Source organism: Paenibacillus aurantiacus (assembly GCF_042431225.1).
GTDB lineage: Bacteria > Bacillota > Bacilli > Paenibacillales > Paenibacillaceae > Paenibacillus_Z > Paenibacillus_Z aurantiacus.
The window spans coordinates 26,039-48,161 of record NZ_JBHMDO010000028.1 but is presented as its reverse complement, the minus strand read 5'-3'; the positions used below and the strand labels follow the sequence as shown (position 1 = coordinate 48,161).

The 22,123-nt window shown below is 56.6% G+C and carries 19 protein-coding genes and 2 pseudogenes; 11 read left to right on the top strand and 10 right to left on the bottom strand.

Features of this window, described 5'->3' with window-relative positions:
- The first annotated feature begins 3 nt into the window (after positions 1–3).
- Positions 4–477 (top strand): hypothetical protein, encoded by a 474-nt coding sequence (locus ACFFSY_RS17255; protein ID WP_377496233.1) that lies wholly within the window; start codon positions 4–6, stop codon positions 475–477.
- A gap of 88 nt (positions 478–565) precedes the next feature.
- Here ACFFSY_RS17255 and ACFFSY_RS17250 read toward each other — a convergent pair whose 3' ends face one another.
- Positions 566–1,093, bottom strand: a complete 528-nt coding sequence (locus tag ACFFSY_RS17250; RefSeq protein WP_377496231.1) for a DUF5381 family protein — start codon at positions 1,091–1,093, stop codon at positions 566–568.
- A gap of 279 nt (positions 1,094–1,372) precedes the next feature.
- Complete coding sequence (locus ACFFSY_RS17245; protein WP_377496229.1) at positions 1,373–2,299, bottom strand: hypothetical protein; 927 nt, start codon at positions 2,297–2,299, stop codon at positions 1,373–1,375.
- A gap of 296 nt (positions 2,300–2,595) precedes the next feature.
- Between ACFFSY_RS17245 and ACFFSY_RS17240 the strand changes: the two genes are divergently transcribed.
- From ACFFSY_RS17240 to ric, 4 genes are all read left to right on the top strand, one after another.
- Positions 2,596–2,937 carry a PadR family transcriptional regulator gene (locus tag ACFFSY_RS17240; protein ID WP_377496227.1) on the top strand — a complete coding sequence of 114 codons (342 nt, stop codon included), beginning with the start codon at positions 2,596–2,598 and terminating at the stop codon, positions 2,935–2,937.
- Positions 2,934–3,869 (top strand): permease prefix domain 1-containing protein, encoded by a 936-nt coding sequence (locus tag ACFFSY_RS17235; RefSeq protein ID WP_377496225.1) that lies wholly within the window; start codon positions 2,934–2,936, stop codon positions 3,867–3,869. The genes ACFFSY_RS17240 and ACFFSY_RS17235 overlap by 4 nt, the downstream gene beginning before the upstream one ends.
- 169 nt (positions 3,870–4,038) lie before the next feature.
- Positions 4,039–4,620 (top strand): hemerythrin domain-containing protein, encoded by a 582-nt coding sequence (locus ACFFSY_RS17230; RefSeq protein ID WP_377496223.1) that lies wholly within the window; start codon positions 4,039–4,041, stop codon positions 4,618–4,620.
- The gene (gene ric / locus ACFFSY_RS17225) at positions 4,617–5,336 is read left to right on the top strand and encodes an iron-sulfur cluster repair di-iron protein (RefSeq protein ID WP_377496220.1); all 720 of its coding nucleotides are present in this window, start codon (positions 4,617–4,619) and stop codon (positions 5,334–5,336) included. Before ACFFSY_RS17230 ends, ric begins: the two co-directional genes overlap by 4 nt.
- Positions 5,337–5,394: 58 nt before the next feature.
- Here ric and ACFFSY_RS17220 read toward each other — a convergent pair.
- The 4 genes and pseudogenes from ACFFSY_RS17220 to ACFFSY_RS17205 all read right to left on the bottom strand — a co-directional run bounded on the left by ACFFSY_RS17220 (position 5,395) and on the right by ACFFSY_RS17205 (position 11,293).
- Positions 5,395–7,753, bottom strand: a pseudogene (locus ACFFSY_RS17220) (ABC transporter permease).
- Entirely contained in the window at positions 7,747–8,451 is a 705-nt protein-coding gene (locus tag ACFFSY_RS17215) for an ABC transporter ATP-binding protein (RefSeq protein WP_377496218.1), read from the bottom strand. The pseudogene ACFFSY_RS17220 and the gene ACFFSY_RS17215 overlap by 7 nt, the downstream one beginning before the upstream one ends.
- Positions 8,452–8,769: 318 nt before the next feature.
- Entirely contained in the window at positions 8,770–10,278 is a 1,509-nt protein-coding gene (locus ACFFSY_RS17210; protein ID WP_377496216.1) for an alpha-glucosidase/alpha-galactosidase, read from the bottom strand.
- 127 nt (positions 10,279–10,405) lie between these two features.
- Positions 10,406–11,293: an AraC family transcriptional regulator gene (locus ACFFSY_RS17205; RefSeq protein WP_377496214.1), complete on the bottom strand. Its 888-nt coding sequence runs from the start codon at positions 11,291–11,293 to the stop codon at positions 10,406–10,408.
- A gap of 146 nt (positions 11,294–11,439) precedes the next feature.
- On the opposite strand from ACFFSY_RS17205, the gene ACFFSY_RS17200 reads away from it, so the two are divergent.
- Positions 11,440–11,652, top strand: a complete 213-nt coding sequence (locus tag ACFFSY_RS17200; protein ID WP_377496212.1) for an alpha/beta-type small acid-soluble spore protein — start codon at positions 11,440–11,442, stop codon at positions 11,650–11,652.
- A 240-nt stretch (positions 11,653–11,892) separates the two neighbouring features.
- Here the strand turns inward: ACFFSY_RS17200 and ACFFSY_RS17195 are convergent, their stop codons facing one another.
- Positions 11,893–14,625, bottom strand: coding sequence for a glycoside hydrolase family 3 N-terminal domain-containing protein (locus ACFFSY_RS17195; protein WP_377496293.1), 2,733 nt, complete (start codon positions 14,623–14,625; stop codon positions 11,893–11,895).
- Between ACFFSY_RS17195 and ACFFSY_RS17190 the strand changes: the two are divergent.
- The 4 genes and pseudogenes from ACFFSY_RS17190 to ACFFSY_RS17175 form a co-directional block, all read left to right on the top strand.
- Positions 14,619–14,837: pseudogene (locus tag ACFFSY_RS17190) on the top strand (helix-turn-helix transcriptional regulator); the annotation flags it as partial. The gene ACFFSY_RS17195 and the pseudogene ACFFSY_RS17190 sit on opposite strands and share 7 nt — an antisense overlap.
- Positions 14,838–14,882: 45 nt before the next feature.
- Positions 14,883–16,397, top strand: coding sequence for an ABC transporter substrate-binding protein (locus ACFFSY_RS17185; protein WP_377496210.1), 1,515 nt, complete (start codon positions 14,883–14,885; stop codon positions 16,395–16,397).
- 102 nt (positions 16,398–16,499) lie between these two features.
- The gene (lspA, locus tag ACFFSY_RS17180; protein WP_377496208.1) at positions 16,500–16,961 is read left to right on the top strand and encodes a signal peptidase II; all 462 of its coding nucleotides are present in this window, start codon (positions 16,500–16,502) and stop codon (positions 16,959–16,961) included.
- A gap of 112 nt (positions 16,962–17,073) precedes the next feature.
- Positions 17,074–17,436, top strand: coding sequence for a DUF1304 domain-containing protein (locus tag ACFFSY_RS17175; RefSeq protein WP_377496206.1), 363 nt, complete (start codon positions 17,074–17,076; stop codon positions 17,434–17,436).
- A gap of 76 nt (positions 17,437–17,512) precedes the next feature.
- Here the strand turns inward: ACFFSY_RS17175 and ACFFSY_RS17170 are convergent, their stop codons facing one another.
- Entirely contained in the window at positions 17,513–18,484 is a 972-nt protein-coding gene (locus tag ACFFSY_RS17170; protein ID WP_377496204.1) for an aldo/keto reductase family protein, read from the bottom strand.
- Positions 18,485–18,806: 322 nt separating this feature from the next.
- Between ACFFSY_RS17170 and ACFFSY_RS17165 the strand changes: the two genes are divergently transcribed.
- Positions 18,807–19,181: a MerR family transcriptional regulator gene (locus ACFFSY_RS17165; protein WP_377496202.1), complete on the top strand. Its 375-nt coding sequence runs from the start codon at positions 18,807–18,809 to the stop codon at positions 19,179–19,181.
- Positions 19,182–19,412: 231 nt separating this feature from the next.
- Here ACFFSY_RS17165 and ACFFSY_RS17160 read toward each other — a convergent pair whose 3' ends face one another.
- Positions 19,413–20,336, bottom strand: coding sequence for a DMT family transporter (locus tag ACFFSY_RS17160; protein WP_377496200.1), 924 nt, complete (start codon positions 20,334–20,336; stop codon positions 19,413–19,415).
- A gap of 377 nt (positions 20,337–20,713) precedes the next feature.
- Entirely contained in the window at positions 20,714–22,084 is a 1,371-nt protein-coding gene (locus tag ACFFSY_RS17155; protein ID WP_377496198.1) for a cytochrome P450, read from the bottom strand.
- Between the last annotated feature and the right edge of the window lie 39 nt (positions 22,085–22,123).

The window sequence follows — 22,123 nt, the reverse complement described above, 5'->3', positions numbered from 1 at the left end:
AAGATGACAAGCACGTTCAATCCCAAGCCCGCCAAGCTGTCTCAATGGGATGCGCTCAGCTTAGAATCGCTGAGGCAATATGGCTGGACGGACGATGAGCTGATCCGCCGCGTTCTAGCCGACAGCCTGCCTAACGATGAGAGCAAATTCCGCTTTGATTACGCACAATTGGTTAATCTAGCGCGAGAACAAGGCGAATTGTTCTCGCAAGCGGTCAAGCTGGGTTACCAAGTCAAATACAGCACGCTGCGCGGCATCGAGAGCTGGCTGCTGCTCGCATTGAACCGCGAGGCGGAGCTCCACGCCGATCCCGGCCGCGAAGCGGTGACCGTCTCGCTTACGGAAGCCGAAGCGGCGCGGCTGGCTTCCATCCTGTCGTTCGGCTGGTCGATCGCGCCGCAAGACGAAACGCCAGAGGGCGGCGGAAGCGCCTTGTACCGCGTCGCTCCGATTGAACGCGGCCCCGTCATCGAATAGGTCCTCCGCGCCAAACCGCAAAACGCCGTCCGCTCCTGCATTTTGGAGCGGACGGCGTTTATAATTGTTGGCGGCGAATGAATTCGCCTCATGGCCCGGACCTTGGCGTCATGCCTCCCTGCCTCTCCCACTTCTCTCTGCACGCAGTCGTTGCATAAGGCAGAATATACGTCCGGACTAGCCGATCGATTTCCATCTCCGATACCATATTGTAAGTCGGGAAGAAGTAACGCTCATTCGTCACCGACCGCACGACGAGATCCGAGAAGACCATCCCTGTCGGCCGGTACGCATGCCAGCCGAAGGTGAGTTCGTCGATGTCGGCCAGCGCGATTTTCCCATTGATACTCTGCAGGTAACCTCCGTGAATTTCGAACAGCGGCCTCCTGCCTACCAGGATGGGCAGCGCCCTCAGAAGCGCCCCGCCGAAGACAGCCACGCCGCTTAAGCCCGCGACCGCCGCAAGAACCCCCTTCGCGATGCTCCAATGTCGCGCAACAAAGAGCAGGACGGTCGAGACAGCAAACATAAACCCCCCGCCCGCGATCAGACAGCCTGCCTCGTATCGAGATGGGACCACTTCAACCCCATGTTCGGTTTCACGCAAATTGCCCATACCTGATGTCCCCCCTTCAATCGGTTCAGCATGCTAGCCTAAGTTGACTGTGTCTACTCTTACATTCGTGACTAATGCTGGAATAAAGGGGGTTCGCACGGCAAATAGCGCCACCGGGACAAACCCAGTGACGCCACTTCGTACATTCTCCTGCCTCCATGCTGCTCCACGTCGCGATAGCCAGATTCGCGTAATGCTCGACTTGGCGATGGTTCTCGTCCAAGCGAGAAGCCAGCCGCAGCATGCCAGCCTGCCCGATCAACGGCATGCGTTACTTGCTTAGCTCGCCCCCTGATCCGTCGACCAATCATCCGCGATCCGAAGCTCTCCTCCAACCACCCACAGCACATGCGTATGCCCATCGTCGTCGCGCAGTTCGAATTGGAATTGATCCTTATGCTCATCGTATCCCTTCGAGACGACCTTCGTCGTCTTCAGATCGAACGAATCCGCATACTTCCGAAGCAACCGTTCCGCCGTTGCCTTCGTTTCGTCGTTCTCTTCGTACAATCCCAAATGTAACGGGATACTCGCCTTATCCTCTGCCTGCAGCGCCTGTACGTACCGCCCCACCTCGAGCTCCGCGTACGGATACCGTCCGATTAGCGGGGAGTCGAATAACGGCTCGCGGCGTGCGTCGTCTTGAATCGCGTTCATTCCCTGCGTTTTGACGTAGCTTACTTGGAAAGGCAGCTCCCGCGCTTTGCCATCCTTGGCGCCCGTAATCGCGTAATGCTCGATATAGCGTTCGTCACTCTGCTCGCTGGACTCGAAACGCAGCTGCAGCTCTTCCAGACGGTCAAAGTACATTTGGAAACCTTCCAAGACCTTCTCCATATCCGCCACGGTATACTCATTCTCGGCAGGCGTCATTAAGCTGGAAAGCGACTGCGTATCCTGCTGTTTCAAGGCCTCAAGGAACTTGCCGCCGTCTTTCGCCGACGCCTGTTCGAGCGATTGCGCTTCGTCTGTCGCCTTGCCTGCATCTTCATTCGGATTCCCTTCATCGGATACTGCCGGCTCGTTCGCGGCCGCGTTCCCTTCTTGTTCGGACGATCCGTTCTGCGCCTGCCCGTCTTCGGTAGCAGCAGGAGCGGGTTCGGGCGTCAGCGTCTCCTCTTTCCCGCATCCCGTAATCGCCATCATCAACACAAGCGTCATGGCGAGTGTCACTGTCGTCTGACGTAATCGTTTCGCGTAGGACATCTTATCCTCTCCCATCGGAACTTATCACCCATTAGACAACAGAGCTGCCGGAGAGGTTCCCTCTTTTCTGGAAAATAGACGCAACCGCTCACTTCACTTCCATTCACTTCACGGGCAATTCGATCTCCGCACCTTCGATGTAGCGCTTCTTAGCCGGTTGGCCGTTCTCGTAGGACCAAATGCGCGGCTTCAGGATTACTCGGTCCGGCATCTTGGGGAATGGTAAATATAGACAATCCAGAAACATCGCGTTATGATATACCTCATAATGCGAAGTATTAATTCGAGGTGCATCGATGGCGCTTGATAAAGAAATGCTGAAAGGCTACATGGACATCATCTTTCTTAGCTTGCTGCGAGAAAGTCCCATGTACGGATATGAATTGGCCAAAAAAGCGCGAGACATCAGCGGAGCGGTCTTCGACATCAAGGAGGCCACTCTTTATATGGCCTTGAAACGATTGGAAAAACAAGGTCTGTTGGCCGCTTACTGGGCTCCCCCGGACGAAGGCACCGCCGGCAGACGGAAGTACTATCGGCTGACCGAGGAAGGCTTGGCGCACTTGCTGCAGGGCAAAGCGGATTGGGAAGCCTTCAAGCAGGTCATCGATCAATTCATGGGAGGAATCCGTTTATGAGCGAACAACCGATCAGCCCGCAGACCAGCGCGCGAATAAGCGCATACGTTGAGCGTATTAGCCGCCGGATCAATGAACCTAAGGCCGTCGTCGCTGATTTCCGGGAAGAAATGACCACCAATTTAATGAGCAGCCTTCGGGAGCTAATCCGGGAAGGCTATCCGGAAAAGCAGGCGATCCGTCAAGCGATCGCCCGATTCGGAGACTCGCAGGACGTGACGAAGGAGCTGAAGCAGCATTATCGGCTCAAATGGCGCCATTCCGCCGCTGTGCTCGCCGTATGTTTTGCGGCATTGCTCGCCTCAACCGTCATTCTTGGCGGTTTGATCGGCTTTTGGAACGAGCGGATGGTGGACAAGTACACGCAAGAGTTCCATCATATCGCCGAGAAAGAATTTACGACGCCGCTGAACCTCTCTTTCTCCGCAGAGCTGAAGCGCGAGCTTGCCGAATGGGCTGACCGCCAATGGGGCGTTTATGGCGTTGCCATCACGAATGGCCCCGCTTTTACGAAGGAGCCCTATAATCCGATCCTTTACGTGCATGGCAAAGATACCGAAACAACGCGTTATTTAAACGACTTGCTGCGCGAATCCAGATTGAGCAGCACGCCCCATCGGACGTTTCTCGTCCATATGATCGTCAGTTCCTACTACAGCGGTCAAGAGACGGGCAAGGTTGATTTGAGCCGAGCCAATTATACCGTTCACGTCGCCATGAGATATTTTAACTATACGTTCTTCTACACGCTGGGCATTGTTCTGTTTCTCTGTTATTGGCTTGTCTTTGCCTTGTGGGCGAGCGCGAAGGCCTATGCCGACAAGCGGGGGAGCCTGTATATAATTCTTCTCTTCGCGGCGTTGAACGTCATTGGTTATAGCATCTACGCCTGCATTCTAAATCGGTCCTACCAGCGTCCATACAGCTCCTGAACGAACAAACGGCAGCCTCGCGGGGCTGCCGTTCTTGTTTGAAAGCTTACACAAAGCGTTCACGCTCAATTCACCACTTCTCCATCACTGCTGTGACTGTAATCACCTCTTATTCCCCACCTGCCAGATATGATGAGAATAGATCTCAATAAGGAGGTGATCCATCTATATGACCGACGAAGAATATGCTATCACCCAGGAATCCGCCTATGAGGCCGCGAACGCACGCCTGCCCGCACTCCAGCCGCCGCTTCGGCAGCTATTCGATGAACATGCGCCGCTGCGCCAGGAGATGGACGCTATTTTCGAGCTTGCCCATGACATCGAGCATCTCCCCCTCCGTCAGGCTACAGCTAGGCTTGCCGAACTTGTGGAACGGGTGGAACATTTCGATGCGAAGCTGCACCGCCATTCGAGTAAGGAAGAGGATCTGTTATTCCCCATGATGGCACGCTATATCGGCCGGGATAGCGGACCCATTGCCGTCATGGAGTATGAGCACGACCAAGCCAAGCGATGCTTATCTCTATTCTTGCAGCGGGGTACCGACGGTTCGCAGCTTGCGGAACCGACCACGATCGCGGAGATGGGCCGGCTCGCGGCCGATGCGGTTACGATCTTAATGGAGCACTTCTGCAAGGAAGAACATGCCCTCTTCCCGATGGCGAATACGATGCTGTCTCGGGAGGAATTGGATTGGCTGGAGAAGGAATTCGAACGAATCGATTCACAAGGGGGACACCGCGCATGACGCCAACCATTCAACGCAATCAGCTGGTAGGAGATATCGTATCCGTCTATTCCCAAGCGAGCAACGTCTTCAAGTCCTACGGCATCGACTTCTGCTGCGGAGGACAGCGCACGGTGGCGGAGGCGGCGGCCAAGCGGAAGCTGAACGAAGCCGAGCTGCTAGCCCGGCTCAATCAGGTGTGCACCGAAGCCCGGCCGACCTGGCCGCTCGACTGGCAGCAGGATGACCGCAAGCTGGCCAAATTAATGGCGCACATCACCCGGAATCACCACGATTTCCTTCGCGACGAGCTACCGGTACTGCGCGACTTCGTGGATAAGGTCGCCCGCGTGCATGGGGACGACCATCCGGAGCTGCTGCCGCTTCAGCGTCTTTATCACCAGCTAACCGAGGAGCTGCTAGCGCATATCGACAAAGAAGAGCAGCTGCTCTTCCCCGCTATTCAAAGCGCGGAAGCGGAAGGCACAGGGCAGGCGCTGAAACTGGCGATCGAGCTGCTCAGCGCGCTAGAGGCCGAGCATGATGGCGCAGGTGAGCTGCTTCGACGCATGCGCGAAGTGACCCGCGACTATACATTGCCTGCTGGTGCATGCCGCACCTATACGCTTGCCTTCCGGAAGCTCGAGGAGCTGGAAGCTGACATGTTCACGCATATTCATCTGGAGAATAACCTGCTGTTCCCGCAGATCACCCGCTGGCACGCCGTAATGGGTTAGTTCATTCATAGAGCGAACCTGAAACCGAGCGAACACGCAGTTGGTTTGGCGTCCGTGCTTATTCGATCGCTTTCAAGGCTTCGATCATCCGAATCCGGGACACCTTGCGCCGAAGCAGCAGGCTTGCGAGCATCGTAAGCAGGAAAGAAAGCGCGGCGGCCGCCACAATGACAATCACGCTTAATTGATCGGGTATTAGTTGATGCGTGCTCGACAGCGCCTTGATAATCAACGCGAACACATAGCCGCTAATCGGCAGCGCGACAATGACCGATAAGGCGGTGATCCAGCTATTCTCGACGAAGACGAGTCGGTTGATCTGGTTTCGTTGGTAACCTAACACTTTGAGGGTTGCCAACTCTCGCTGCCGTTCATAGATATTGATGGATGAGATCGTATAGATGGCGCCAAAGGAGAGGATCACCGCGCAGACGATGAACATGATGAATACAAAGCTATTTTGCCGCAAGATATACTGGGCGGACTCCATTAGATCCTGCCGGTCCGTAATAGCCTCTACCCGTTGGTCCTGTTCGAAGAACGCTCGGATGCCCGCTAGATCCGCAGCAGGCTCGGCTTCAATGAGCAGCGCGGTCGGGCTGTAGTCGATCCCTAATTGCGCTAGATAAGCCGGCGTGCAGTAGAAGGACGGATTCGAATATTGCGCGGAGATGCTCGCAACTTGCATCTCCGCGATTATCGGCTTGTTCTGCTCTGGCGACGCGAGCATGAGCAGGATGGTGTCCCCTTCCGCTATTCCATAATGGTCGGCATAGGATTGGGGCACCAGTACGCCGTTATTGACCAATGTAAGGCTGGTTCTGTTCGCGTCGACAAATTGCAGGAGCCCGTTCTCTTTCTCCGTCACCGTTAACGTCGCTTTTTCCTTCGTGTCCGCTTGCATGAATTCTACCGGCAGCTCGGATACGAGATAGCGGCTTTTTACACCTGCGGGTATAGGGAGTGGCTCTGTCATGGCGCCTTTCGCATAAACGACTTTCAAATCGTACTTATTCACGGTTTCGATTTGGTCCGCGACTTGAAGCAGTGCCGACTGCGTGCCGAAAGCCGTGATTAACAGTACCGTGCTCAGGACCACGCCTGCCGAGCTTGCCAGCGCTTTGTGCTTATGCTTTGTGCTTATGAAGAAACACGTTTCTCAGGATGAGCTTGTAACGATAAGGAAGATAGCTCCATAGCCCCGGAACGCGTTCGATGAGGGTCTTCTTCACCGTTCTCGGAGGTTTCGGCCGCATCGCTTGAGCCGCTCGTTCATGCAATACGGATCTTGCGCTCAGATAACAAGACAGCATGCCAAACGCGCTGGAGACAAGGGCAGGCAGTACAATCGTTAGCGGCGATAGCTCGAATGCAATACCCGGCAATGAGTAGGCTCTTGCGCTGGACGCCGATACGAATGGAACGAATATAGCCGCTGCCATCGCCCAGCCGATGATCGACCCGATGATCCCGACTAGCACGGGATATCCCATATAATGGAGTAGAATCGTTCGATTGCCGACGCCCAATGCTTTCATGATTCCGACTTGTTTGCGCTCGGCATCGAGTATCCGAGACATCGCCAGAAACAAAATGATCGCTTCGATGAGGAAAAGCACGAACGGAATGACCTTGCTCATCAGCTGGTTATTCTGGATCGTCTCCTTGATCTTCGCGTAGCTGAACATCCTCTCTTTCGGCTCCAGGGATGTAATAGGGAGCTGGTTCTTCTTAGACGCATCTTCAATGGATGCGGCCAAACGATCGAGATCATAACCGTCTTGCGCATCGACGATCAGTTCATTGTACACGATCCCGCCCGCGATCTCGGGAATGGACGCCTCCGCGAGGTAGGCCACGCCGAAGGCTCGATGGTCTTGGGTGTCATTCTTCTTGGCATGTTCGGCATTCTCGCCTAAGCCGCTAATAGTGAACGACAAGTCTTTCTCCCCGACGCGCGCCTGTAAGCGATCGCCTACCCGATACCGGTGTTCTTTCGCATAATGGGCATCCAGCAAGATCTCGCCCTTCTTCCTCGGGATGCCGCCCTCCAATACCGCAGACGTGTTGACGGCATTATTCGCAGGGATCGAGTGAATGGTGAGCAAAGCTTTATCGCCTTCGAACACTTGCACGGCATCGAACGTATATCGCCCCTCTGCATGGCGAACTCCTTCGAGCTTGCTTAGTTCCGCCACGTCGCGATCAGTGATTCGCGTGTAATCGACATTGAGGTCGCTTAGATTGTGTTCGTTGAAATAAGCCGTCGCGTAAGCGTTCAGCTTGCTGCTGTAGGTCACCAGTCCCGCGTAGAAGAAGGCGCCGACCGCCACGACGAGGACAAAGGCGATGAATTGGCCTATCGATTGCTTCACGTCCCGGATTAACTTCCGAATGAGCAGCGCCAGCATTACCATTCGATCCTTTCGACGCTTTGCTTGTCGCGATTCATCGCGATGCTTTCGATCCTGCCGCTCTTCACCTTGATAATCTTATCCGCCATCTGCGCGATCGCGGTATTGTGCGTGACCAGCACGATGCATGTTCCCGTCTCCCGGTTCAGATCCTCAAGCAGCTTTAAGACGGACTTCCCCGTCGCGTAGTCCAGAGCGCCGGTTGGTTCGTCGCAGAGCAGCAGCAGCGGATTTTTGGCGACGGCCCGCGCGATCGCGACGCGTTGTTGCTCACCCCCGGATAACTGGGACGGGAAGCTGCGGAGGCGGTGCTGCAGCCCGACTTTATGCAGAATATCCTCCGCGTCCAAATGGTTCTTGCACACTTCCGCGGCGAATTCCACGTTCTCGAGCGCGTTCAGATTCGGAATCAAATTATAGAATTGAAAGACGAAGCCCACTTTCTCGCCGCGGTAGGCGGTTAGCTGCTTCTCGTTCCAACCGGCAATGTCCTGATTCCCGACGATGATCTGCCCCGAAGTAGCGGTATCCATACCGCCGAGAATATTCAGAATGGTGCTTTTGCCGGCGCCGCTCGCGCCGAGCATGACGACGAACTCTCCTTCCTCGATCGTAAAATCAACCCCGTTCAGCGCCTTGATGCGGACCTCGCCAATCCGGTATTCTTTCGTGACGTGCCTGAATTCGATTAACGCGCGCACGGCTGCCATCCCCTCCTCGCCTATTCGAAATCTTTGCCCGATCCCGCTCTGTCTCGGATCAACCATTCCAGCATTTGTCAATCCGATTATAAAAAGCGAGAAGCCGCGGAACAACCAACTTCCGTCCCCGCCGCGGCTGGACCAAGGTCGGGCCGAATAAGGGAACCGGAGGCGGAGGCGAGTCGGGCTTAGAGCGGAGATGAATCATCGACTGGATGACTTGACGACTCGATGACTTGACGACGAAAAGGACCGCGTTAAACGCGACCCTTCGTGAAACGCTGTACCTATCGTTGAAACCGGAAACCATCCTAAGCCTCAATGAGCTGCCGCCGGTCTCTCCTTCGCCTTATCCGATTCCCCGGCATTGCGGTTGGCGGCGTCGCGGTCGAGCTGCATCTCTTCCACCGATTTGACGGCGAGACGCGCTGCGCCGGGATAATCCTTGCGCGTCGGCAGCAGCGGCTCGGTCGCCAGCTTGTGCTTCGCCGCCGCGATCGCCTCTTGGTATTGCGGCAGCCACTGCTCTTGCGCGACCAGCATCTCGTCGACCATCTGCCAAATCTCCTTCGGATTGCACACCGCGCCGACGAGCGGGTCCATCATCATCGCTTGACGCAGCAGCCGATCATCGCCGTGGATCGCGGCTTCGACGGCGAGCCGCTGGACCGAGATGCTGGCGTTGCATACGGCCGCGCAGCCAAGCGGCAGTGCTCCGACCTGCGGCATGTTAATGCCGTTGCGGTCGACGTAGCCTGGCGCTTCGATCACGGCGTCATCCGGCAAGTTGCTGATGATGCCGTTGTTCACGACGTTGAAATGGCCGCGATAGACGCGTCCGGTCTCCAGCCCTTCGATGATATACGAGCCGTGCTCTTCGCCGCGGTGCTCGGCCGCATAGACGAATGACGGCTCCTTCATCCAGTTCGGGAAATCCGTCTCGAACCAGCTTCGCCCTTCCGTGCAGACGCGAAGATAGCCGCCCGTCTCGCCGTTGATCCAGCTGCCGAGGTCGATCCAATCGTGGATTTCCTCCGGACGCTTGCGATACCACGCCACATATTCGCTTAAGTGGCCGTTCGACTCCGTCGAGTAATAGCCGAATCGGCGCAGCATGTCGATGCGCACCTTCTCGGTCTGGCTGTACTCCGGGTGACGCTCGAACGCCTCGAGCAGCTTGCCTGTCATATCCTCGCCGTTGTGCTTCACCTGCACGTACCACGTCTGATGGTTAATGCCGGCGCATACGATGTCGACCTCCGACTTGGTCAAGCCGAGCACTTTCGCGATCTGATGATGGCCGCCCTGAACGCCATGGCACAGACCGATCGTGCGGACGCCGCCGTACGTATTGCATGCCCACGTGAGCATCGCCATCGGATTCGCATAGTTAAGCAGCAAGGCGTTCGGCTCCGCCACTTCGCGAATGTCCCGGCATATATTCATCATCTCGGCGATACCGCGCTGACCGTACATAATGCCGCCGGCGCAGAGCGTGTCGCCGACGCATTGGTCGATGCCGTATTGAAGCGGAATATCCACGTCCGTCTTGAACGCCTCCAGACCGCCGATCCGGACGACGCAGAACACATAGCGGGCATCCCGCAGCGCCGTACGGCGATCTAACGAAGGCGCGATTCGAATCGAGAGCCCGTTCTCGTCAATGTCCCGCTGGCAAATCTGGGTCACCATCTCCAAGTTGTGCGCATTAATGTCGGTAAATGCAACTTCGATGTCCCGAAATTCCGGAACCGCCAGCAAATCACGCAGCAGCCCCCTTGTGAATCCGATACTGCCTGCTCCAATAAAAGCTACCTTGAATGACATCCCAAAACGCCTCCTCGTCGATACTCCGCTGCTAGCGGGAGTGATAGCCCCATTGTAGCAGAGCGGCGAGGAATACGTTTTCACTATTGAAACGACTTCGACCTCATGCTGTCAACTATTGCAACCTCTATTTCTTGTCCCAGCCGACCAGCTCCACCGACCTGCGGTAAGCGGCCGGCGTCTGGCCGATCGTCCGCTTGAACAATTCATTGAAGTATTGCCTGCTGTTAATGCCTACATAGTCTGCGATGTCGGCGATCGGTATCGCGGTTCGTCCGAGCAGCATTTTGGCTTTGTCCATCCGCACTTGAATGATGTAGCTCGCCATGCTGATGCCCATCTGCTTGCGGAAGATGCGCTGCAAGTATACGGGATGCAATTTGACATGCGCGGCAACATCCTTCGCCTGGCATTCGCAGTCGTAATGCTGAAGAATATACTGTACAGCCTGCCGGACGTACCGGTCTGTCTGCGGCGCAAGGCCGGAGCGCTGATGCTCCGCATAAAGCCGAGCAATCTGCAGCAGCAGCTGGCCGATCATCAGATGGCTGAGGATTTCCCTTTCGCCGCCGTGCCCATCCAATTCAAGCACCAGACTTCGCAAGGTGATCTGCACGTCGCTAGGGTCGGAGAGAACGAACCAAGGCTGTCGCCGCTCGAGCAGCATTCGGAGCGCCGGCGACGTCTCCGCGAGCTGGCGCATGGAAGGCGCGACCGCCCCGCTCGGCGCGAACGTAAATTCCACGTTAAGCATGCGGCAGGGCTCTGCCGGATTTACTACCAGCCGGTGCGGCACCCACGAATCGAGGACGATAAAATCGCCTCCCCCGAGCTCTACCGCCTGTTCGCGCGTCTCGACTATGCAGCGCCCCGAGATGACGTACATGATCTCGACTTGCGGATGCGCATGCTCGTTCATGTGGAAATCGATCCACTGCCGGTAATAATAAGCATCAAGCTGCGGCCGGTAGTCGCCTAGCCGCCACTTCTCGTCAAATAGACTGAACGATTCCAACTTGCCCTCTCCTTCCGCAGGATGTCGCGCCGAAATGACAACGTTTACTATGCCACAAATTGGATGCGGGTGCGGCGAATAATGTCGTATAGGGCCCCGAATCATTTGGCATATTATCAATAATCTTCTATCAAAGGAGTGGTTATATGTCAAGAAGAAGCAGCAACACCTTAGTCATACCGCAAGCGAAAAGCGCGCTGGAGCAAATGAAATACGAGGTGGCGCAAGAGCTCGGCATTCAAATTCCAGCCGACGGCTACTACGGGTATATGGCCACGCGCGACGCCGGCTCCTTGGGCGGTTATATTACGAGACGTTTGGTCCAAATCGCGGAGCAACAGCTCGGCGGTCGTTTCTAACAAGGCGAAAGGCTGATTCGGGACTATACCTGAATCAGCCTTTTTAGCAAGATCGCATCGGCGATCCGGAGCATTTACTCGTCATGATGCGTGGCAGGCGCTCATCCTTGTACTCGAGCAGGTGTCTAAAAATTACGACGCGCGGCTGCATTAATCTAGCCCGCTGAAGATAACTTTCACCGAAACGGCATAAGGAGAAGCCGCAGTCGCCTGCGGCATTCTCCGATTTCTATAACTCGATTACTTCCCGTACTTCGCCGTGCGCGCGTCTTGTATGACGCCCTTCCAGTTCAAGCCGAAGGCGAAGTCGTAAGCGTTGCCTTCGCTGTCGACGTGAACCTCCATGTCGTGCGGCACGTCTTCGAATTGCTTTTCGACCGTCTCCATGTCCTTCGGCATCTGCATCGGAAGCAGACCGGAAGGCTCAATTCGTCTAGACATAATGTCCATCAGCGCCTGATCCTGCACGCCGAAGTTGACGAGGATCGCGTCGGCCGCGCCTTCGAATTCTTTCATGACGAGCGGATTGTCGGTGAGCACCGAGACGATGACGGGCTTGCCGTTCATCGCTTTGCGCGTGTCCAGCACATTCTCCAGATCCTTGATGTTGCTCGCCGTGACGGACTTGCCTTTGTACGAGCGGTTCGTGAACTTCTCCAGCGGATCGCCGCCGGCAAGACTCGTCTCGCGCGCCTGATCGGCTTTGTAAGTGCCGTATTGCAAGCTGATCGGCATGTAACCGTTGCCGCCCGCGGCCAGATCCGCCTTGCTGTAGCCGACGTCGGTCTCCGGATTCGTGATGAAGACGAGGCCGTAATCCGCTTCCGCCGGGTTATCCGTCACGTTGAAATATTTGCGGACGACGTCCAGGTTCACCGGATTATCCGTCTTGGCCGGCGTCACGTTATTGAACCAGCCGACCGTCTCCGGATAGAACTTCTTCGGAATGTAGACCGTCGCTTTTTCCTTCAGCGGCAGCACGTTGTCCTTGTTCTTCAGCATAACAATCGACTTCAGCTGCGCCTCGTAGCCGGCGGTCATATAATCGGGATTGCCGACGACTTCTACCGTGTTCTCCACGTTCACGTAGGCATTCTCGAACAGGCCGGTGCGGAAAATGTTCTTCAGCAAGCGAACCGCCGACTGCTCGAACCGCTTGAGCATTAACGCTTCGCCGTGCTCCTTCACGCCAATCGCGTACGCCTCGATGATCGGTCCCGCCTCGTTGTTGCCCCCGAATTGGTCCACGCCGGCCATGATGACCTTGTAGTGGCGCTCGGCTTCCGACAATTGCTCGACCCCGTGAGGTTTGCCGGCGAACGTGTCCGGCGTCGGTCCGGCATCCTTCGTAATGCCCCAGTCCGTCGTGACGACGCCGTCGTAGCCGTATTTGGTCCGCAGCAGGTCGGTGATCAAATATTCGTTATACGAATTGCCGACGTTCTCCCCGTTCACCGTATCCTGGTTGTACGAGACCGTGTAGTACGGCATGACCGCGGACGCCATTCCCGTCTTGCCTTCGAGCTTGAAGGCGCCGTTCACGAACGGCAGCAGGTGCTCGGCGAAGTTATCGCCCGGATAGACCGCATATTTGCCATAAGAGAAGTGAGCATCGCGACCGCCTTCGCCGGAACCGCCGCCCGGCCAATGCTTGACCATCGCGTTCACGCTGCCGTAGCCCCAACCGCCGGCGATCTCGTCGCTGCCCGTCGAGGTTTGGAACCCATCCACATAAGCGCGTGCCATATCGGTCGCCAGCAGCGAGTCTTCGCCGAAGGTGCCGTTGAAGCGGCTCCAGCGCGGGTCGGTCGCCATGTCGATCTGCGGCGACAAGGCGGTGGTGATGCCGAGCGCCCTGTATTCCTTGGCCGCGATCTCGCCGAATTGCTGCGTCAGCTCGGAGTCGAACGTCGCGGCAAGGCCAAGCGTCTCGGGCCACATCGAAATTTTGCCGCCCGCCCCGGCGTTGTACTCGGTGCTCGGCACCGTCGTGTGCCTCGGGTCGGAGCTGTTGTTGGCCGGAATGCCCAAGCCTTCCCCTTCCACGAGCGCCTGCACGTTATTGTTCCAGCGAGCCGCCACCTCGGGGCTCTCGACCGTGGTGATCAGCACGTGGCGCAGGTTGTCCTGGATGAGGAACTTCTTCTGATCGTCCGTCAAATCCGAAGACTTCGCGCCGCTATCGGCCAGCGACTTGCCGTTATACTTGGCGGTCGCGCCGCCCGGGATGGATTGATGCGCGCTGTACAGCATGAGGCCCGCGATTTGCTCCACCGTCATCTGGGAGGCGAGATCGACGGCGCGCTTGTCCGCTTCCAAGCGCCAATCCTCGTAGCCGTCCAACTTACCGTTCCGGTTCAAATCCTTGAACGCCTGCCCGTCCGCTTGGATCACGCTGACGCCGGACGCCGAGGAATAGCCTAACGTCGCGCCGCCTTTATTGATCACGCGACGGATGCCGCTGCCATCCGCCGCGGTCTCCAACCACTTCGCTCCGTACCCGGCGACGAGCTTGTCGAGGATCGCGAAGACCTCGGCGCGCGTCAGCGTATGGTTCGCGCTCGCCGCGGCCAGCGTCGGCATGCCGTCCATCTGCGCCGTCACGTCCGTCGTCGCGATGCCGAACGCTCTCGCCAGCATCGCGACTGCGGCCTGTTTGTTCAGCCCTTCCTTCGGCTTCGCGCCTTGACCCTCGTCCTCCAGATACCCCGCTTCCTTCGCCTTCAGCATCTCATTCGCGTACCAAGCGCCCGCCGCCACGTCGGAGAAGTTGACGCTTGCTTTCTTCTCGAAGCCGAGCACGCGGTTGACCACGGCGGCGAACTCCGCGCGGCTCATCGGCTTATCCGGCCCGAAGTTGCCGTCCGTCAATCCCGCGATGACGCCTCGGGCCATCCACGTCTCGATGCTGGCCGAAGCCCAGTGCCCGCTTACGTCGGAAAAATTCCGCGCGCCAGCTTGCGAATCACGTATACCTGAATCCCGATTATTTGGCCCGCCTCTTCAAGCGCGAGACCGGTCTGTCGATCACCGATTACTTGACCGAAGCGCGCATGCAGCTCGCGCAGAAGCTGCTCGTGCAGACCGAGCTTCCCGTCAGTAACATCGCCGAGCGATCCGGGATTCCGAATTTCTCGTATTTCTCGAAGCAGTTCAAGCGCAACACGCAGATGAGTCCGCTTTAATACCGTCAGCTCAGACGCAACGGTTATCGAAAGGAGTGATCCGACTTGAACGTCGCCATGAACCGGGCGCTGAAGCTCGCCCTGCTGACGGGAATGGCCGTCATCGCGCTGTCCGGATGCCTGAACGGCAATTCCGCTCCATCAAAGGCGAAGGAAGCCTCCAGCCCGGATCCCGCCACGATTCCGGAGCTATCCTTCGTCTTCAGCCAAATGCAGCGCAGCGCCGATCTCCTGGACGTCCAAGAGCGGATGAACCGGATTCTCGTCGATAAGATCGGCGCCAAGATCAAGCTCGTTCCCATCCCGTCGGACGATTACAGCCAGCAGCTGAACCTGATGATGCTGAAGAAAGAGCCGCTGGACCTGTTCGTCTCGATCAACTCGCGGGAATTCAAGAATATGATTATCAATGAGCATATTCGCCCGCTGCGCGACTTGGTGGAGCGGTACGGACCGGATATTAAGCAGACGATCGGCGACTCGATGCTGGACAACCTGACGATCGGTTCCGATCTGTATGCGATTCCGAGCATGCGGGACTGGGCATCGAGCCACGGCATCATGATTCGGAAGGATTTGGCGGAGAAGCACGGCATCGCCCCCGCTTCCATCCGAACGATTGACGATGTGGAGCGGATGCTTGCGATCATCAAAGCGCATGAGCCCGGCTTGACGCCGATCGCCGCTTTTAACACCCAATCCATCTACACGGGGCTAAGCAACGGCATCTATGACGCGATGGAGGACCGCTTAGGCGTCCTGCCGGATTTCGACCATGATTTGCAGTTGGTGAATCTGTATGAGACCGAGCAGTATGCGGAGGATCTTCGGCGGATACGCCGCTGGTATTTGAAAGGATATGTCTCGGAGGATGCCGCCGTCAGCGAGGATACCGGCAGGGAGCTGGTGCGCGCGGGAGCCGCCTTCGCGTATTTCTCCTCGCTGAAGCCCGGCGTGGAGGAGCAGGAATCCCGGCTCACCGGACGGCCGATGATCGCGGTGCCTCTGACCGAGGCCACGATGACGACGAGCACGATCAAGGTGTTCGGCATGAGCATGACGGCGCGCACGCCGCATCCGAAGAAGGCGATGGAGCTGCTGAATTTGCTGTACGCCGACCGCGAGCTGCTCAATCTGCTCAATTATGGGATCGAAGGCAAGCATTACGTGAAGTCGACAGATCAATCCATTGCTTACCCTCCGGGGATCAACGCGTCGAATGTCGGCTATTCGTTCAACAACTACGAGGCGGGCAATCAATTCATCTCCTACACATGGGACTCCGACAGTTCCGAGTTATGGGAGCGGACCGTTCAGTTTAACCAATCCGCCCGTCAATCGCGCGCGCTCGGCTTCTCCTTCAATCCCGAACCGGTCAAGAATGAACTGTCCGCCATTGAGGCGGTGCTGATGAAATATGTATCCGGCTTGGAGACGGGAACGCTTGATCCGGATGTAACGCTACCCGAGTTTCGGTCCGCGCTCCGCACCGCCGGCATCGACCGGGTCATTGCCGAGAAACAGAAACAGCTGAACGACTGGTCAAGGCGAAACGGATAATTTCGTCTTCGCCCTGTTATCTAGCTCCCCAACCGCCGATGGCATTGTCCGCCCGTTCATTTCTCGTTATAATCAACTTACGAAAAGAAAGCGGGTGATGCGATGTTTTATTGGCTCAGTATGCTGCTAACGGCTGTCGACCTGATCTCGAAATTGTTCGTGCGCTATCATATGGACGTCGGCGACACCAGGATTTTCCGCGAAGGTCTCCTGCATTTCACTTACTATCAGAACTCCGGTGCGGCAGGCAGCTCGTTCCAAGGCTATGGCCGATTGTTCGGCGTCATCGCGGTGCTGTTCATCGCATTCGTCGTCATCTACAGGAAGCGGAGATCGGACGTAACCAGAATTGGCGTGCAGGATACCGGCTTCGCATTCCTCGTCGCCGGCGCCGCGGGCAATGGCATCGAGCGGCTCCTCCAAGGGAAGGTGACGGACTTCCTGCAATTCAGCCCGGACGGCGGGATCCTGAATATGGCCGATCTCTTCATTAACGTCGGCGTCGTGATTCTTGTCGGTCAACTGATTTTCGACTCCATCCGGGCAAGAGTAAGAACCACTTAGCTCATACCCGACCGAACATTCGGTTGCCCCTCTCCACTCGCCGTAGTACAATCGGTAGATTATAATCATCTGAACATGACAATCAGTTGTGAATCGGGAAGGTGGACATGGAATGATCGCCGTCTATATTGGGGCTGGACTGATCGGATTGCTGCACGTGTATATTTTATACTTGGAGATGTTCCAGTGGACGAAGCCGCGAGGAATTCGAGCATTCGGCTTGACGCAGGAAACCGCGAATGCCTCCCGATCCTTGGCCGCGAATCAGGGCTTATACAATGGTTTTCTGGCCGCGGGGATGTTCTGGGGAATGTTGTATCCGGATCATACGGTAAGCAAGCATATCTTGACCTTCTTCTTGCTGTGCGTGCTCACGGCCGGCATTTATGGGAGCTTAACGGCCAAACGATCGATTCTGTTCGTGCAGGCGGTTCCGGCGGTCGTCGCGCTCGCTGTTGTTTGGTTCGTCATGTAACGTGCATACAAAAACGAAGCCGGCGATTCGCGGCTTCGTTTTTTTGTGTTTTCGCGGAGAAGACGACGGCGAACCGCTACCGTAGAGGCGCGAAGCCGCTCACCTCGGCTAAGATGTCTTCCACGCGCGCAAGCACGTCGCCGGATAGCGACAATTCGATTGCTTTGATATTCTCCTCGATCTGCGCCGGACGGCTGGAACCGATGATCGCCGAACTGACTTGAGGCTGACGCAGCACCCAAGCGAGGGCGAATTGCGACAGCGTATACCCGAGCTCTCCCGCCAGATCGGCAAGCTTGGCGGTGCAAGCGAGCACATCCTCGCGAAGATAGCTGTTAATAACGAAATTCGTCTGATCGTTAGCCGCCCGGCTGCCTTGCGGAATAGTTTGCCCCGGCTTGTATTTGCCGGTCAGCACGCCTTGGGCAAGCGGCGAGAAGACGACCAAGCCCATCCCTGCCGATTCGCACTGCAAGATGAGGTCCTCCCGCTCGATATATCGCTCGAACAGATTATAGATCGGCTGATTGGAGATCAGCGGGCGCAAATTCAAGATATTACCGATCGCGGTTGCCTCCGCGATTTGCGCCGCCGACCATTCGCTTACGCCCGCATACAGGATTTTGCCCTGCGCCGTCAGATCGTCAAGCGCCCGGAGCGTCTCATCGATCGGCGTGTCCGCATCGAATCGATGACACTGGTACAAGTCGATATAATCCGTTCCAAGCCGCTTCAGGCTCGCTTCGCATTGCTCCACGATATGTTTGCGCGACAATCCGCGATCGTTCGGTCCCGGCCCTTGCGGGAAGAACAGCTTCGTTGCCAGCACATAGCTGCTGCGCGGATATGCCTTCAATGCGCGGCCCAGCACGTCCTCTGCGCCCGGATAGGAATTGGACGTATCGAAGAAGTTAATCCCGAGCTCGTATGCTTGATGGATACAAGCCTGCGCCGTCTCCTCGGCAGTCGACGAGCCGTAGGTCAGCCAGCTCCCCAGCCCGATCTCGCTTACTTTCAGTCCGCTTCTGCCTAGTCTTCTGTATTGCAATGTGATCACTCCTTCTCGTTCTTGTTATTGACCTTTCCATCATAAAAGTTAAACTTAACTTTAAGTCTAGAGGGCTGATTGGTTTGCGTTCACAATCCGAAGATTGGGAATGCAGCATTCAGCCAAAGAGGGCTGATTGGTTTGCGTTCACAATCCGAAGATTGGGAATGCAGCATTCAGCCAAAGAGGGCTGATTGGTTTGCGTTCACAATCCGAAGATTGGGAATGCAGCATTCAGCCAAACAGGGCTGATTGATTTGCGTTCACAATCCGAAGATTGGGAATGCAGCATTCAGCCAAAATGGACAGATAGGAGCCTAGCATGGACTATACCATCAAGCAGGTATCGGAACGGCTGCAGCTGCCCCCGTCAACGCTGCGTTATTATGACAAAGAAGGTCTGATGCCTTTATTGAAGAAGACGGATTACGGGACAAGGCGCTATTCCGAGATGGATGTATGCTGGCTGGAACTGGTGTGCTGTCTCAAGCACAGCGGCATGCCGCTCGAGGAGATCAAACGATTCATGTTGTTATGCTTGGAGGGTTCGTCGACCTGCGAGCAGCGCAAGGAATTGCTGGAGCGGCATAAAGCCAACATTCTCCGTCAGATGGAGATGCTTAGCCGCAGCTTGAACACGATTAATTTCAAGCTGGACCATTACGATGAGATTGGCATTTTCCATATTGACGGATAGCGGGCGCAGAAGATGACTGGCAGACGTGCATGCCTTCCTTCGGCTTAAGCAATGCCATAGCGGCGCACAACGCGCAATCACACCGGCCGTCAAACCCGTGCCGCTTGTACTACGACCCAGTCAAATTTCTTCCCACTCGCCATATGTATTCGCACGCAAATAAGCACGCCGTCATCCGGCGTGCTTGCTGTTTCGTTCTCTGCTTATCCGCCTGCGCGCGCATCAGCTGGCTTACGCAACCTCCGGCTTCGCCGCTTCCGCGCTTCCTTTGCGCTTCTCCAAGCTAATCCAGACCAGCCCGGCCGCCATGAACAGCGCGCCGAGGAGCTGGGACCCCGCGATCCCCTCGTCGAACCACAGGTAGCCTGCGACCATCGCGGACGCGGGGACGACGTAGCGGAAGAAATTCGCCCGCGTCGCCCCGATTTTGTACATGCTTGCGTTCCAGACGACAAAAGCGAATACGGTGCTGACGAGCACGTTGAATAGAATTGCGCCGTAACCCGCCGTGCCGAGCTCCCCCCATTCCACCTTCCCCCACGAACCGATCGTGAACGGGAGCATGAACAAGCTGCCGAATAAAATCATCCATGCACTGACCCGAAGCGCCGAATATTGCTTCATAAGCGGCATGCACACCACGTTATACAGCGCGCCGATAATGCTGACCCCAAGCGCCAGCAAGTTGCCCACCATATTGTCGGACCCCAAGCTCAAGCCTTCTTCGCCGCCGAGAATGATGAGGCACACGCCGGCCATCGACACGATCCCGCCGACGACAAGCCGCGACGAGATGCGTTCCCGGATGAACAACGTCCCGAACACCGCGGCGAATATCGGCCACGGCGCCACGTTCAGCAGCGAAGCATTGGCGAGCGTCGTATATTTGATCGAGTACATGACGCTGATCTCCAGCGTTGTGATGCCGACTAACCCGATGGCCGCCAGCTGCAGCGCCGCCTTCACTGGAATGCCGATACTCCCCTCCGTCAACTTCAGCAGCACGAAGAAGAACGGAACTGCCAGTCCGAACCGTAAGAAGGTGAACAGAATCGGATCGAACATATCCATCGCATACCGGGAGATGCCGAAATTCGCTCCCCATATCGCGGCAACCGCCACAAGCCCCGCATAACTCCATATTTTCTTGTCCATTACCCATCCCGTCCCATCCCAGTTTCTCTCTCATGTTCGTCTCGACATGCTTTGCAACATCATATCACGGAAACTGACGCCTACAAGTAAAACATTTGCGAATGCGCATGTAATATTCGGGCACGTGACGGCCGTGGAGCATTAAGGAAGAAGCTGCCAACGAATCTCACCCTATGCGAATGAATTCGCGACGTGTTGCAAGCTGTCCGAGGTACGGAGCCTCGGTCGCGTACGAGAGCCCTCATGCCAAAAAAACGCCTTGCGCGAAGGCGTTTCTAGCTCATGCTATGCGTTACTCCCCTGCCGTCGGCTTCCTGATGCGGCTATAGCGAACTCCGCCAGCGTGACGATCAACCGGCATAGATGAATGTGCAGAATTAAGACTGGCTTCTGCTCTTGACTCTCACGCGAATGCCGTTCTTCGGCCGTAACGTGATCGACGGTTCAGGAATGACCACATGATCCGGATCCAGCTCGAACTCGAATCGCTGCGCGATGGAAGCCAGGATAAGCGAAGCCTCCATCATGGCGAAATTGTTGCCGATGCAGACGCGCGGTCCGGCGCCGAAAGGAAAATACACGTAAGCCGGCAGGCTCTTCTCATATTCAGGCGACCACCGTTCAGGAAGGAAGCGATCCGGTTCCGGGAAATACTCGGCATGGCGGTGCATAATCCATTGACTCATGGCCACCTCGCACCCCGCGGGCAAACAATAGCCGTCGATCCACACGTCTTCGATCGGCTCTCTCGATATAAACCACGCCGGCGGATACAATCGCATCGATTCGTTGATGACCGCCCGCGTATAGGGCAGATTCGCCAGATCGGACAAGGTGGGAACGCTTCCCTTCAGCTTCTCGTCCAGCTCGGCCGCAAGCGCGCGCGACGCCTCCTTATGCTGGGCGAGCAAGTAGAACGTCCAGGACATGACGTTCGCCGTCGTCTCATGGCCGGCCAGGAATAACGTCATCACTTCGTCGCGCAGCTGCTTCGGCGTCATCCGGCCGCCGTCGTCATCCTGCGCCGCGAGCAGCATCGAGAGCAGATCTCCGCGGTCCCGATCCTCTCCCTTCCGCTCCTCGATGATGTCGTAGATCAGCCGATCGAGCCGATCGACGCTGTCCTTTAGCCGTTTGCTGCCGGGCAGCGGAATCGATATCGGCAGCGATTCGAGCAGCATGCGGGCGACGCTGGTGAATTGCTCCACGTAGCCATGGAGCACTTGATCGAGCGCCTCTCCGACTTGATTGGACCCTTGATAGCGCGGTTCCTTCAGATCGATGTCGAACAGCGTCTTGGCGACGATCTCCATCGTGCATCGCATCATCTCTTTATGGATATCCAGCAGCTGGCCATCCTCCCAATCCTCGAGCAGACGGCCCGTATAGGCGGTCATCGTGTCCGCATAGCTCTCGATGCGATGCTTGTGAAAGGCAGGCTGCACCAGACGCCTCTGCCGAAGCCAGAAATCCGATTCGCTCGTGAGCAGGCCGTTGCCGAGCACGAGGCTTAGGATACGATCGCGGTGATAGCCTTTCGCGAACAGCCGCTGCGAGTTCGTCAGGACGTACTGGATATCTTGCGGACGGCTGAGCAAATAGATTTCGCGATGCTGCTCCAAGCGCATGCGTACGACGGGGCCGTATTTCTCCGCGCAGACCCGAAAAAATTCATGCGGTTTCGAGCCGACCGCGAGCAAATTCCCGAACAGCGGAATTTGTTTGGGCCCGGGAACCTTCTTCATCATCCCATCTCCTCTCGTTCGTGCCGAGTATCGTTCGTACAT